Source organism: Caldisphaera lagunensis DSM 15908, assembly GCF_000317795.1.
Classification (GTDB): domain Archaea; phylum Thermoproteota; class Thermoprotei_A; order Sulfolobales; family Acidilobaceae; genus Caldisphaera; species Caldisphaera lagunensis.
Map to the genome: position 1 here is coordinate 515492 of NC_019791.1, position 13616 is coordinate 529107.

Consider the following 13616-nt stretch of genomic DNA (forward strand, 5'->3'; position numbering starts at 1 on the left):
TTAAGGTGTAAACATTGATAATCAATAAGCAAAGATCAAATTATAAGAAAAGGATGAGCAAGGAATTAATAAGAAAAGTAGGGAAATATTATATAAGATATCAGAAAAAATTGAATATTGTAAAGATATATGAGAAGCTTATAGGAGAAAACCCGGTTAATATTGATAAATATTCTTTATTATATTTGCAATCATCTATTGCTAATCTTATTATAAGGGATCTTATTAGTATAGCTGAAAAAGCAAGAAAAGAGAAAATAACTTATAGAGAGTTAAAAGTAGAATATGATAAGGATATATTTGGAGAAATTAGCATTGATCATACAATGAATTCTTTACCACAAGGCCTTTTTGCTTATTATACTTATAGAGAAGGATTAAATGCACCAGAATATTCAATACTAGGTTATATTATAAGAAAATCAAGAAAAATTGCTTCATATTATTATGAGCAAATGAGATCTATACAAGACCCATCTATACAAGAAATAAAATATTTTGATTTTATTAATGAATTTAAAGATAATTTATCCAAGATTAAAAGAGTGTCCAAATATTTTCCCAAAGGATATTATAGAGATGAAATATATACTGATCCAGAGTGGCTAAAACGTGCATTTATGTCTTATAGACTATTAAAAAGTTTAAATGTTATTAAAGTCAGCGCTGAAATGCTTAAAGATTCTAGCAAAGAAAATTTAAGAAAAGTTTTGTATATGACTGAAAGCAAGCTATATGAGCTATACTTACTTTATATAGTTATAAAATACTTGGAAAGCAAGGGAAAAATAATTAAAAGAGTTAATGATGACGGTATAATAGAATTAGATGATCTAAAAATATATTTTAATAAATCTTTACAATCATCTAATTTAAAGATGGTAGATAATTTTAGCGAAAGCAAAATAGAAAAATTTAAAGGAAGACCAGACATTTCTCTATTACAGAGCATCTCATCATTAAATGAAAAACACATTATAATTGAATGTAAATATTCGATGTCTCCTAGCTATATTACGGCAGGTAGATTTAAGATAATGGCATATTCATATGAATATAATCCGTTAACGGCAGTTTTAGCTATTCCAGGTTTATCAAAGAAAAATATTTATGATGAGGAGGATAGGGGAACATTAGAAATGTATGAGAAGGCTAAAGAAGAAGGTTATGTAGAATTTTCCTATGGCAATTACAATTCATTTATTGTCATAATAAATCCATTACACGATGATAGAAAAAATATAAAACGAATGCATTTTCTTGATAATTACATATAAATTCATAATAATTATAAACATCATTATTCAAATAGCTAATAATTAAATATATCAGACCTAAAATTATATAGAAAGTATAACTATGTTATCATATAAAGCAAACTTCAGTATTATTAAATTTAATTCTAAATTATTATTGATTTTTATAATAAAGTGGTTAACCATCACATTTTAACCATTTATCGATTGATTCATAGAGTTCTTTAAAAGATTCGTCATTTGAATTAATTAATGCATTAAATGCATCATGAAGTAATACATGATGTAATAACTCATCCTTATAGATAAGCTTTAATGCAAATCTAACAAAATCATTGTTTGAATTTAAGAAGTTAGTTAAAAATTTTATTGCCTCTCTTTCTTCCATTATATGATTCTTAAGCTCTTTTAAAACTTCTTCAGATTCTTCCTTTAATAGAATATTATATTTATTTTCTTTTATCGTATCTTCTATGATTTCATAAATTAAACTATGTTTATATGAATCTAAAGAAATAACAGTTAATATTAATCTTAATATTGGCGATTTTACCTTATCCATAGTTTCTTTGTGAGATTTTGAATGGTTTTCTTCTATTTCTTTCCATTCACTGATTTTCTCTGCAAATTCTTTGTCATACATGTTCACACCGTTTCATATATTATTGTTTAGGGCTTTAAATATATATATGGAAATAAAATGTATTTAAAAATAAATAATAAAAATCACTAATCATTTCTCTATATAAAATTTTTATAAGTTATTTAATTATAGCATTATATTATTTATAATACAACAACTCACTTGTTAAGGGCTTGAGCGATAGCATGAAATTTAAATTCCAAATATAGTAAAAATGGACAATATGAGGAAAGCTGTGGAAATAACAACGAAGCTATACAGTAGTTTTTACAAGTTCGGCCTCTGACCTTCTCTCCTCCCTGAAAGATTGTTCCCTCCATGATTTGTATTTTCATAGAATTACTTAAGAAATGACTCACCATTTTAAACTATTATTAAAAATTAAAATTCTAATTACTAAAACTTAGCAAATCTTTCTCAAATAAAAAGAAAAACATTGAAGTATTTTGCTTTCCATCGAAAATTCATATAAAATAATTTGAACATAAATTTATAATATTTATAATATTTTAGATCCTAACCAATATCTAAATTAAATTTGAACATATATAATTAAATAGAAAGTTATAATAATCAAAACACTAAAAACTAAATTTATTACGTAAACAAATTATTGACTATATTTTGATTACACATGCTGCAGAGTTACTTATTAATCTAGGTGCAATTTGTTCAGAAATTAAGTATATATCGTATTCTTTCTCCTTTGCATTATATTCTACATTTGTATCAGTATAAACTAATATATCGAATCCTGTTTTGCTAATTACATAAATTTCATTATCATCAACAACATCTGTTGGTATTAAATTACCTATTTCTTTTACCATATTTATTTCATATAAGACATGAAAACTCAAATTAATGGGTAATAATCTTTTAGGGAGGAGAGGAACTCAGATTATGGGGGATCTATGATTGAGAAAATAAAGGTTTTATTTCATATAGATAGAAATGATGAAGAAACATTAATACTATCTCTTAATAACATAAGAAACTTTATTGAAGAGGCAAATGCAGAAAACTATACGTATGAGATCATTTTATTGGCTAATTACAAAGCACCTTTATTGTTTTTAAAAAATAATATTAACAAAAATACATTGGAATTTATTAAAAATTTAAAAGAAAAAGGAGTAAAGGTTTTGATATGTGAAAAATCTATGAAATCACTTAAAATAACTAAGGAGGAATTAATAGATGAATGTGAAATAACTCCCTCTGGAGTATTTACAATTGCTAAACTAGAAAAGTTAGGATTTGCTTATATTAAACCATAAATTTGTTTATATTTAATAGTTTATTTTTTTAAAAAATATGTTATCAGCCTTATATACTTTACTCTGTAATAAATATGCGGTGAATTAGATGATAGAATTTTTATCAACAATAACAGTAACAAATGCTTCAACAACTCAGATGTTTTTTAATGCTTTACATAACCCTTATGAACTAGTAACATTGCTAATAGAATTTTTCCTAGGGCTAGGATTAGGTTATGTTTCAATTAAAATTTTGAAATATATAATAGCATTTATTGTTATAGTTATAATTGGAGTTATATTAAATGCTTGGAGTTTTGGAGGAAGCCTAAGTAAAACAATTTCTACACTACAATCACAAGCAATAAGCTTAGAGCCATTATTAAGAAATCTTATGTTTACATTAGGTCTACTAACTATGGGTCCAATACTTCTTGGTTTCATAATTGGTATACTAATAGGTTTAGCGAGACATTAAATTAATTATTTTTTAATTATTTTAAATTATTTTATTTATAGATCCATTATAATAAATTTCATCTAAAGCTTTTGATAGTAAAATGCGGCGGCCGGGATTTGAACCCGGGACCTCTGGCGTGGCGGGCCAGCGTCCTAATCCAGGCTAGACTACCGCCGCCCTCACGAATTATAGAACATTCTTAGGGTTTTTAAATTAAACATTTAAAATTTAGCATATTAATACTTTTTAAACAAATATAGATAAGTGTCAAACGTAACTTAACTTCGGGGAGAAAATGATAAAGTTTAAATGGATATACAATAATGATGAGATAAACTTTGGTCCTTCATCAATACAAGAGTTAAAAAATTATCTAAAAGATAATATGAAAGTTATTATAGTAACTGGAAAGATGTCAGCGAAGTTAAGCGGCGCCTTAGATGATACAATTAAAATATTAAAAGAAAATGGGGTTTCCTATTATATATTCGATAATGTTTCTCCAAATCCTTTATCTTCACAAGCTGATGAACTTGCTAAAATGATAATTTCCTACAATCCAAATGCAATAATAGCTATTGGAGGAGGGAGCGTTATTGATACTGCAAAACTGGGCGCAGCAACGGCAGCTAATGGAGGCAAAACAGTTGATTACCTATATGGAAAAAGAAAGGTAGAAAAAATTATACCAATATATGCTATTAACTTAACTCATGGAACTGGTTCTGAAGCTAATAGATATGCAAATACAACTGATACAGAAAGAGGTGATAAGCTAGGTAACGCTATTTGTTATCCTAAAGCTGCCTTTGATGATCCAAAATATACATTATCTATGCCAAAAGAAGAAGTGTTATGTACTACATTCGATGCGTTTTATCATGCATACGAATCCTCTACAACATCAAATAGTCCTCCTTTAGTTCATATGCTATCCCTTGAGGTAGTAAATCAAATTAAAGAAAACTTACCTTTAGCTATACAAAAACTAGATGATATAAATCCAAGGTACTATTTATTATATGCATCAATGCTAGCCGGTGTTTCTATAGATTTAAGTCCAACAAATATAATACATGCATTAGAAAATATTATGAGTGGATTAGTTCCTTCTTTGCCTCATGGATGTGGTTTAGCCTTAATAGGACCATTATTAGCTCCTTTAATACACAAATCTTCTCCAAATGAATCCACAAAGATTTTAAAAATATTAAATCCAAATATAAAGCCTAATTCTGATGATTCTTTAATTACCAAAACATTAATAGAGTTCCATAGCTCTGTTGGATTTAATAAAAAGTTAAGTGATTATGGATTTGGGCGTGATATGTTAAGAGAATCGATAAGAAGGGCCTTTGCTAATCCAGTAGTAGTTGATAGACTCAAAAATAGATTATATGGAACAAACATTGATGAAAAAATTCTGATTAACCTATTGGAAAATTCATTATAATAAAAATATAAATAATCAGATTTTTAGATTTAAAAGAAGAACAGACATTTAAACTGTGAATTTCACATTATTTTTTGTAAAGTCATAAGAGGTGCCATTGGTGGCAAGAAGAAGGAGGAAGAAATCACTAAAACCAAAGAAGCCAAGACATCCGAGCAGATATTTCCAATGCCCTAGATGTGGATCTGTTACATTAACCATAGATTTCGCTAAAATTGGAGGAAATGAAGACGAAAAAATGGCTATCGCAAAATGTGGTAATTGCCATCTATATTGTGAATTAAAGGTTCCTAGGGTTTTAGATAGAGTTGATGTATATAATAAAATAGTAGATCTAAGTTATGATAATAAACTAAGCGAATGTGAAAAAACTGAGAGTGAAACGGAAGCTGAAACGGAAGAAGAGGTAGATGATGAAGGTGAAATATAACAAATTTAAAATGGCCCTTGAATGAATAATATTAATTGATTAGGGTGAAAAATTGAAAGATAAGACATTTAAAAGATTGTTAAAAAATAAAGACAATAAAATTCATCTTACATTAATTGATCCAGATAAAACAAACCCAGAAATAGCTAAAAAAATATCTTTGAATGCATATGAAGCTGGATCTGATGCCATACTAATAGGGGGTTCTCTAGGAGTTTATGAACCCCATCTTACAGAGCTTGTAAAATCTTGTAAAGAATCTGGTTTGCCTGTGATACTTTTTCCAGGCAATATTAATGGATTAACTTCTTCTGCAGATGCTGTATTATTTATGCTTTTATTAAATAGTGATGATCCCTATTATGTTGGCGGGGTTCAGGCCCAAGCAGCTCCTATAATATTAAGAATGGGCCTTGAAACCATACCTACTGCCTATATAATAATAGGTCATGGTGGTGCTGCTGGATATATTGGAAAGGCTAGGCCTATTCCTTATGAAAGAGGTGATATTGCAGCAGCTTATTCTTTAGCCGGAGCAATGTTGGGCGCTAAAATTATTTATTTAGAAGCAGGGAGTGGTGCGCCTTATCCAATACCACCTCAAACAATATCATTAGTTAGGAGAGCATTAGATCAAATAGAATATGATGGATTGCTGATTGTTGGTGGAGGAATAAATAGTCCAGAGAGCGCTAAGGAGGCCATAAAAGCTGGAGCCGATGGCATTGTTAATGGCACAATAGTTGAAAAAGATCCCCTTTCTCTTTATCATATGATAAGGGCAATAAGAAATTCTTATTGAAAATATTATAATAAAGAACTAACTTATCATTAATTATAATACGTTTCCTTTTTATAGGAAAAATAACCTTAAATATTCTTTTAAAAATTAATATGGATTTTTCTTTAAATTACCTTCACTGAATGGGTCTCTAGGTGATATTATAAAGAAACTTTCAACTTAAACATAATAAAGAGCAAAAATAGAATATGATTAGTATCGTATCAACAATTATAACTGTCTGATTTAACCAAAAACTTCTCAATAAGAATCCATATAAGAGGATCTCTACTCTTAAATACCATTAGTTTAAAAGCTCTAATTTACAGTATATAGAAGTGGAGTGAACATCGATGTCAACTAAGCCTAAGAAGAGGTCTTCAAAGAAGAAACAGACTTCTCCGATGACTGCAGCTGGGTTGATATCATTTTATGAGGACTATGAAAGTAAAATAGAAATATCTCCCACTACATTAATAATAATATCAGCTGCTGTGGCAATAATTATAATTTTTGCCAGATTTATTTAAAATTTTTAACTAGAATATTTAATTAAAATTGTTCTTAAATAACTGCTATAATCTAGTTCCATAATTTGTTCTATTATCTTATTAAGTTCTTCTATGCTTATATTTGCTGAGACGTCTCTAAATTTATTAAACTTCTTTGCTATCTTAAGGGCATATACATGGGTACACCCTTTATTACTTTTTTTCTCTATTTCCATCCTAAAGCCTTTACAACTACAATATATTGCAGTATCATTTTTAGATAATATCAAATGATCTCCATGTTCCCCTAAAAAAACCCATAATTCGGGTTCTTTACTTATTAAAATAAATTTATTAGATAATCCTTCCTCTTTTACTTTTTTCTCCCATTTCTCAGGAGTCTCTTGATATGTTTGTTCATCGATTTTTAACGAAAGGCTATCTTTTAATCCTAATGACATCATAACCACAACTTTCTTTTCCAATTACTATATAATCTGATAAACCCATAAATATACCAGTTTCTACAACACCTGGAAATGATCTAAGCATGTTATCATAATACCTTGGATCATCCATAGGACCAGTATAAACATCTATAATATAACCTCCCCAATCGCTAATAATAGGGCCATCCTTAGCGTTGCATTGCCTTAATTCAGACCTTAAATTATTTCTTTTAAAAATATTTAAAAGATATGGATAGGCTTTAGGTATTACTTCTATAGGTACTGGTCTTTTTTCTCCTAACTTATTTACTAGCTTTTCTTCAGAAACTACAAATATATTTAGACTTGAAGAATATGCCAAAATCTTTTCTCCTAATAATGCCCCACCTCTTCCTTTAATCATATATCCTTGTTTAGTAACTTCATCTGCTCCATCTATATAAATATAGTTTGAATTAAGAAGGGGGAATTCTTTTGTTTCTAAGCCTAAAGAAGATAAAAATAATGATGTGGAATTACTAGAGCTAATTAATTTTTTATTTTTTAATAATTCCTTAGATTCCATAATAAAAGCTTGAGTAGTAGAGCCTGTACCTAGCCCTATTATTTCATAATTTGATATGAATTCTTTTATTAACTCAAGAGCTCCTTTAGCAGCTTCCTTTTTTGGGTCGCAATGCATTCCTTTTCCCTTCTTTTTCATTCTTATTTTTGAATTTATATTTTAATATAGTTTTTATATCATGGAAAATAATAATTCTCTCTTTAAGATATTAACTCTTTCCATAATAAATTCTATAAAGAGAAAATTAAGAATACCAAGTTTATTTATAATAAACAATCGTAATTTAAACATATAATATCTTCTACTTCCTACATTAATATGGTGATATATATGCAAAATGAAGGGCCACCTATAATTACAATTTGTCCTGGCCTTCAACCTAAAGTTTATCCTAAAGATAATGTGAGTAAGGCTATACAGGTTATGAATGAAACGGGTATTGGAGCAGTGGCAGTAATAGATGAACATGGAAAAATTATTGGAATTTTTACTGAAAGGGATCTTTTAAATAAAGTATTAGTTAAGAATAAAAAATTAGAAGAAGTTATTATAGAAGACGTTATGACAAAAAATCCTATTATAGGAAATCCTTCATGGAGTGCTTCAAAAGCTATTAAAACAATGGCATATTATGGTTTTAGGCATTTACCTATAGTTGATGATGCTGGATATTATTTATGTATGGTTACCATTAGAGAACTCGAAAAATTCATAACTCAAATAGATATAGGAGTTGAACCTAGCGAAATACTTGGTGGAGATTAAAAATTTATTAAAATAAATTTTTATCAAGGATTAAACATCTATTATTTAATTTTTATACAATTTATGAAAACAATTTAAATAAAAGAAAATTTGATAAAAAGCGTTATTTGTGAATGTTAATTGCTAACTTATTTGTTCTTATTATTCTTATAAACATTTCCATATTTTTCTAAATATTCACACCCTTTGATTAAAATATCGCTTGACCCTCTTAAATCTCCTGAAAATCTTTCTTTTTCCTTAAACCTAATTATTGTTGGTTTGTAATTCATTCTAGCCTCTATTATAGATACCAGCTTTTCTTCTGAAATAGATTGATCAGGGCCTAACACTATTATATCAGGCCTTATTATTTCAATAGGCTTTATAATATCATTTTCATCGCCTAGCATTGCTTTATACACATATTTTATAGAAGATACCATTTCTAATCTTGTGTTTTCATCTAAAATTGTTGGCCTTCCTTTATTTTTATATGCATTTATATCCCTAGCTATTACAACAAAAACCTTTCCGAATTGAGAAGCAAATTTTAATAGATGCACATGACCTGGATGTAATATATCAAACGTTCCAGCAACAAATACCCTTGTTTCTTTTATTGGATTTTCAGGCCATTTTACTTCTATTAAATTCATAAATTTCAATGAATCTATAAGGCCTTCTGAATAGGAAATAGAAACTAAGGCATCTTCTAATTTATCTGCCTTTAAAAAATACTTTGCGTCTTCTAAATAGGCTTTCATATTAACCATTAAATTCTCAATATTAATTCCTTTTTCATTCAATAAATTTTTCTTTGAGTCTAAATCTTTTAATGCCTCTTCAACATTATTTATGTATTTTTCAATTCTTGATCTTAGATTTTCCATTATTTCTCCCTTATTCACTATTAACTACGCGTTTGAAATCTAAATAATTTAGCTTTTTATTTTTATAATAAAACCACATCTCTTTTTATAATCAGACCTTAAAAGGTAAGATTTTTATTATGTTTTAATGTAAAATATTTTAATTTTTTAACCTTATGGAGATTAAGGGGCGGAAGTCCCCTTCTGCGAGGGATGGATAGCCCCCTTATAGAAATGTTTTTATGGTAATAATAAAATAATAAATATAAGGCCTCGGCTGAAAGTGCTGGGTCATACCCTAGGGACTGGGGATTAAGCCTGTGGAGAGCAGACCCTCCATAACTCCTCTTCCACACGGGATATAACGAAACGGTTCCGTTTGATGGAACCTCCGCTGTGGATGTAGGGAGATCGAGGTTGCTCTAAGAAGCAGGAAATCCTCACCGCGAGGTGGGGATGCTCCGTCCTTAAGAGCAGGGTAGTTCACCTAGTTTTATTTATTAAAGATTCATATTCTAAGGCTAAATCCCTTCTAACTATATTTCCCTTTGGTTCTACTTCCTTCCATGCCATAGCTCTATATCTATAGACCTTTGTTTTAGGATCTAGCCAACAATCAGGCCATAATCCGGCTTTTAAGCAAGTTTCTGATAAAAATGTTTCTTTATCCCATAGATTTTCAACTGGTACCTGAGGCAATAACAAACCCCTATAATACCCCCTTTCTACAACCAATCCATCTCTCCCTATAACTATAAAATTTATCCTACCTTCCTTATCTTTAGGTGCTTCTTCTAATTTTGAAAGTACAGATACCTCAAAAGTAACTGTGTCAAGCTCTTCTGGGTTCATTGGTTCAAACCTAGGATCATTAAATGCAGCTTCTATAGAAACATCAATTACAGTCTTTATTAAAGGCTTTATTGGTTCAATAAATCCAATACATCCTCTTAAAGAATGTTGTTCCTTAGAGTAATAAGTTTCTATAGTTGTAAATGCAGCCCCAGGTCTGTATAAAATTTCAGGAAGATCTTTGGGCAATTCCATTACCTTTTTATTTTTAAAATAATATTCAACGCTTTGTCTTGAAATATTTACCAATAATTTTCCCAATTCATCATTTATTTCATCAGGATCAACAGGCTTCTTTAAGTCATAGCTCATTTCTAATCCCTTTTTATTTTTATCTAAGAGAGTTAATATTTAATTAATGTCCTGTTAAATTTTAGCATTTATAGTACATCAGCATTAGAGAATGAGATATCCAACAATTCTTGGTTTACCAATTTTTGAATTAACATCAACAACCATAATTCTTTTTGTTAATGGCATTGGTTTATTTAATTCAACCTTGGCTTTTTTATCTAGCTTTAAGTGACCCATTATTGTTATACCTCCAGCTATAAAATGGTATTGACTATTATCTTTGATTTCACTCCATGGATATTTTATAAGATCCCCTTCTAAGGATTTAACAACTTTCTTTTCCTCAGGTATTAAAGCATAGGTATCCTTTAAATCTTCTGCCTTTACATTTTTTAAAGCTAAGCCAACCCTTACTCCGCTCCCTACTTTTGTTTGATCTTCATCCAATACTTGAATATTTTTTATTTCTACTTGTTGCATTGAAGGAAGTGCAATGAGTTTATCATGAACTTCTAAATCCATAAAAGTAAATCCTAACATAACAGCTCCAACACCTTTAACAGTAAATATTCTATCGATATAAACGAAATCCTCCTTTCTTTCTTCAGGTTCTTGATATCTTAGTTCATTTTCATAATCTGAGCTGATTTCTATATTGTTTGCATCAAAAGATCCTATTAGTTTCTTAATTAATGTAACATTATTATGAATAGCTATTGATTTAACACCAGAAGAATTTGATATTAATAATAATTCGCCATCTTTCCAATCTAAATTTTCATTTAGTAAAATAATTATTTTATTAGAAAGAGATGCGGCTATTGATGCATTTATTATAGATGATGGATATTGCGTTGGTGTTATAGTAGATAAAATATAATCATTTTGTTTTCTATAATAAATATTTAGATCTCCTTTATCTTGTAACTTTCCCAATCTTTCAGCTGCTTGCTTCGCGCTTTCTTCACTTGGCGAGAGTATCGATATTATTCCTCCCTTCATTTTTCAATCCTCCAAATCAGTTCTTCCTGCACTTAATAGTCATATAAGTTTATTTATAATATTTTTTAAAACCTAAATAATTCTTTGATTAATTATGATTAATTGTCTCTCTTTTTATAATGATTTTCTCATTATTTACATAGTCTTTTAAATCTAACATTTCTTTTTTATAGTAGACTCTAAATTAAATATATATACATTTATTTTATCTTTATATAACATGAATCAATAAAATGATGAAAATAAAATTATATAAGAGGAGCAAAGAATGTTAGAAAAAAGGCTTATCGACGCATATGGAAGACCTTTAGAAAATTTAAGAATTGCTGTAACAAGAGAATGCAATTATAATTGCATATTTTGTCATTTAGAAGGAGATCCTATAGGTAAACCACAAAAAATAGGTACAATGCCTCCAGAACTTACACCGGAAGATTATTCTATAGTTGCAGAAGCAGCATCAAAAATAGGAATTACAGGATTTAAGCTCACAGGAGGAGAACCATTAGTTAGAAATGATATAGTAGATATAGTTCATAACATAAGAAAATATGCCCAAAATTCTGATATATCTATGACTACAAATGGTTATCTTTTAGAGTTTTATGCTAAAAAACTAAGGGATGTTGGCTTAAATAGGGTAAACATATCAATACATTCACTAAATAGAGAAACGTATTATAAAATAACAGGGGTTGATGGCCTAGAAAAAGCATTGAATGGTCTTGATGAAGCTTTAAAATATAATCTTAAAGTTAAAATAAATGCTTCCATTGTAAATGGATTAAATAATAATGAAGTAATAGAATTAATAAAATTTGCTTCTGATAAGAAAGTAACACTTCAGCTAATAGAATTGCAACCAATAAATGCTGGTTCAAGGCAATTTAATAGTTTACACTACCCGCTATCATTAATAGAAGACATGCTAATCAAAAATGGGGCTAAAGTCATAAATAGAAAATTACATAATAGACCTATTTATATTATGCCGGATGGAACAACAGTAGAGATGGTTAAATCATATAATAACCCCATTTTTTGTGCAGGTTGCATGAGAGTTAGATTGCTTGCTGATGGTACATTAACGCCCTGCATTAATTGGAGAAAACCAGGTGTATCATTATTGCCAAGGATAAGAAATAAACCAAGAGAGGTTGCTATTAAAAATGCAATAGATGCATTTATTGAAGTTAATACTCTTAGAAGGCCTTATACTTTGTATAATATTAATACAAATCAATATATAACAAATAATGATGGGGCTAGGCTAGTTCTTCCAAAGAAATCAATAAAATTTAATTATTAATATAAGGAATTATTATTAATTATTTTCATATTTATTTGTTAAAACTGTTTCTGGTTTCATAGAGCCTGACAATAAAAGTAAAACGCTTAAAACAAGCAAGGAAGATACTATTAAATTCCAACCATACAATGCTGATAATATTATTGTTATCCCTGCAATAAAACCTCCACCAACTGCTAATCCAGCATCAGTTGTAAATGGACATACCTTTTCTTCTTGTCTAAAATAAAATGATGCTATAGCTGCAACAACTGATGATGATATTAATCCAACAAGAGGCGATGTAAAAAGTGATATTAAAGCTACTATTACTATAACGAATGCATGTACTCTTTTAGTAACAAATCCTATTGAAATAGTTGATAATAATAAAAAGACAAAAAATAAAATCTTTTCTATTAATAATGACTGAAACATGAATATTATCATTGAAGCTATTAAAAGTGATGAAGAAACTATTGCTTTAAATTCTTTAAGAGTAACGTATATCAATGATAAAACTAATATTATCAATGATAAATATTTTAGAGAAATTAAAACAAATAGGACAGAAATTATTGATAATGTAGCATAAATATAATAGTCTCTTCTTTTTAAGAAAACTATTGGCTCAATTAATGAAATTAAAAATATTCCTGAAGATATCATAATCTCATGCATTGTTAATATTGATAATGTAAATAAGAATGCTGAGATTGAATAAAAAATGCAGACATATAACCATATTCCTTTACAAAGATTACTCATTATTAT

Annotated in this window: 17 protein-coding genes and 1 tRNA gene; 9 read left to right on the top strand and 9 right to left on the bottom strand. The window is 28.5% G+C overall.

The annotated features are described in order from the left end of the window. Positions 1–14: 14 nt before the first annotated feature. Positions 15–1277 carry a hypothetical protein gene (locus tag CALAG_RS02555; protein WP_015232183.1) on the top strand — a complete coding sequence of 421 codons (1263 nt, stop codon included), beginning with the start codon at positions 15–17 and terminating at the stop codon, positions 1275–1277. 157 nt (positions 1278–1434) lie between these two features. Here CALAG_RS02555 and CALAG_RS02560 read toward each other — a convergent pair whose 3' ends face one another. Continuing rightward, positions 1435–1899, bottom strand: a complete 465-nt coding sequence (locus CALAG_RS02560; RefSeq protein WP_048816692.1) for a hypothetical protein — start codon at positions 1897–1899, stop codon at positions 1435–1437. 617 nt (positions 1900–2516) lie between these two features. Then, complete coding sequence (locus tag CALAG_RS02565; RefSeq protein ID WP_281086582.1) at positions 2517–2759, bottom strand: encapsulin; 243 nt, start codon at positions 2757–2759, stop codon at positions 2517–2519. A gap of 54 nt (positions 2760–2813) precedes the next feature. On the opposite strand from CALAG_RS02565, the gene CALAG_RS02570 reads away from it, so the two are divergent. Both CALAG_RS02570 and CALAG_RS02575 read left to right on the top strand, forming a co-directional pair. Continuing rightward, positions 2814–3179 carry a DsrE family protein gene (locus CALAG_RS02570; RefSeq protein WP_015232185.1) on the top strand — a complete coding sequence of 122 codons (366 nt, stop codon included), beginning with the start codon at positions 2814–2816 and terminating at the stop codon, positions 3177–3179. 88 nt (positions 3180–3267) lie between these two features. After that, the gene (locus CALAG_RS02575) at positions 3268–3639 is read left to right on the top strand and encodes a hypothetical protein (protein ID WP_015232186.1); all 372 of its coding nucleotides are present in this window, start codon (positions 3268–3270) and stop codon (positions 3637–3639) included. 83 nt (positions 3640–3722) lie between these two features. On the opposite strand, the gene CALAG_RS02580 is transcribed toward CALAG_RS02575, so the two are convergent. Continuing rightward, a tRNA-Gly gene (locus CALAG_RS02580) sits at positions 3723–3798 on the bottom strand. Positions 3799–3916: 118 nt separating this feature from the next. Between CALAG_RS02580 and CALAG_RS02585 the strand changes: the two genes are divergently transcribed. The 4 genes from CALAG_RS02585 to CALAG_RS02600 all read left to right on the top strand — a co-directional run bounded on the left by CALAG_RS02585 (position 3917) and on the right by CALAG_RS02600 (position 6815). Next, positions 3917–5074 carry an iron-containing alcohol dehydrogenase gene (locus CALAG_RS02585; RefSeq protein WP_015232187.1) on the top strand — a complete coding sequence of 386 codons (1158 nt, stop codon included), beginning with the start codon at positions 3917–3919 and terminating at the stop codon, positions 5072–5074. Between the two features lie 100 nt (positions 5075–5174). Then, positions 5175–5504 carry a Zn ribbon-containing protein gene (locus CALAG_RS02590; RefSeq protein WP_015232188.1) on the top strand — a complete coding sequence of 110 codons (330 nt, stop codon included), beginning with the start codon at positions 5175–5177 and terminating at the stop codon, positions 5502–5504. A 52-nt stretch (positions 5505–5556) separates the two neighbouring features. Continuing rightward, the gene (locus CALAG_RS02595; protein WP_015232189.1) at positions 5557–6306 is read left to right on the top strand and encodes a phosphoglycerol geranylgeranyltransferase; all 750 of its coding nucleotides are present in this window, start codon (positions 5557–5559) and stop codon (positions 6304–6306) included. Between the two features lie 332 nt (positions 6307–6638). After that, positions 6639–6815 carry a preprotein translocase subunit Sec61beta gene (locus CALAG_RS02600; RefSeq protein ID WP_015232190.1) on the top strand — a complete coding sequence of 59 codons (177 nt, stop codon included), beginning with the start codon at positions 6639–6641 and terminating at the stop codon, positions 6813–6815. A gap of 5 nt (positions 6816–6820) precedes the next feature. On the opposite strand, the gene CALAG_RS02605 is transcribed toward CALAG_RS02600, so the two are convergent. Together CALAG_RS02605 and rpiA are read right to left on the bottom strand one after the other, a co-directional pair. Continuing rightward, a complete protein-coding gene (locus CALAG_RS02605; protein WP_048816695.1) occupies positions 6821–7237 on the bottom strand; it encodes a hypothetical protein in 417 nt (138 codons plus the stop codon). Further along, positions 7215–7928 (bottom strand): ribose 5-phosphate isomerase A, encoded by a 714-nt coding sequence (gene rpiA / locus CALAG_RS02610; RefSeq protein WP_157463164.1) that lies wholly within the window; start codon positions 7926–7928, stop codon positions 7215–7217. The genes CALAG_RS02605 and rpiA overlap by 23 nt, the downstream gene beginning before the upstream one ends. A 192-nt stretch (positions 7929–8120) precedes the next feature. Here rpiA and CALAG_RS02615 point away from each other — a divergent pair, with 192 nt between their 5' ends. After that, positions 8121–8555 (top strand): CBS domain-containing protein, encoded by a 435-nt coding sequence (locus tag CALAG_RS02615; RefSeq protein ID WP_048816696.1) that lies wholly within the window; start codon positions 8121–8123, stop codon positions 8553–8555. 128 nt (positions 8556–8683) lie between these two features. Here CALAG_RS02615 and CALAG_RS02620 read toward each other — a convergent pair whose 3' ends face one another. The 3 genes from CALAG_RS02620 to CALAG_RS02630 form a co-directional block, all read right to left on the bottom strand. Further along, entirely contained in the window at positions 8684–9427 is a 744-nt protein-coding gene (locus tag CALAG_RS02620; RefSeq protein WP_157463165.1) for a DUF357 domain-containing protein, read from the bottom strand. A gap of 462 nt (positions 9428–9889) precedes the next feature. After that, a complete protein-coding gene (locus CALAG_RS02625) occupies positions 9890–10570 on the bottom strand; it encodes a TIGR00296 family protein (protein ID WP_015232195.1) in 681 nt (226 codons plus the stop codon). An 84-nt stretch (positions 10571–10654) separates the two neighbouring features. After that, positions 10655–11554: a hypothetical protein gene (locus CALAG_RS02630; protein ID WP_015232196.1), complete on the bottom strand. Its 900-nt coding sequence runs from the start codon at positions 11552–11554 to the stop codon at positions 10655–10657. A 268-nt stretch (positions 11555–11822) separates the two neighbouring features. Between CALAG_RS02630 and moaA the strand changes: the two genes are divergently transcribed. Continuing rightward, complete coding sequence (gene moaA, locus CALAG_RS02635) at positions 11823–12863, top strand: GTP 3',8-cyclase MoaA (protein WP_015232197.1); 1041 nt, start codon at positions 11823–11825, stop codon at positions 12861–12863. A 15-nt stretch (positions 12864–12878) separates the two neighbouring features. Here moaA and CALAG_RS02640 read toward each other — a convergent pair whose 3' ends face one another. Beyond that, positions 12879–13610 carry a hypothetical protein gene (locus tag CALAG_RS02640; RefSeq protein ID WP_015232198.1) on the bottom strand — a complete coding sequence of 244 codons (732 nt, stop codon included), beginning with the start codon at positions 13608–13610 and terminating at the stop codon, positions 12879–12881. Between the last annotated feature and the right edge of the window lie 6 nt (positions 13611–13616).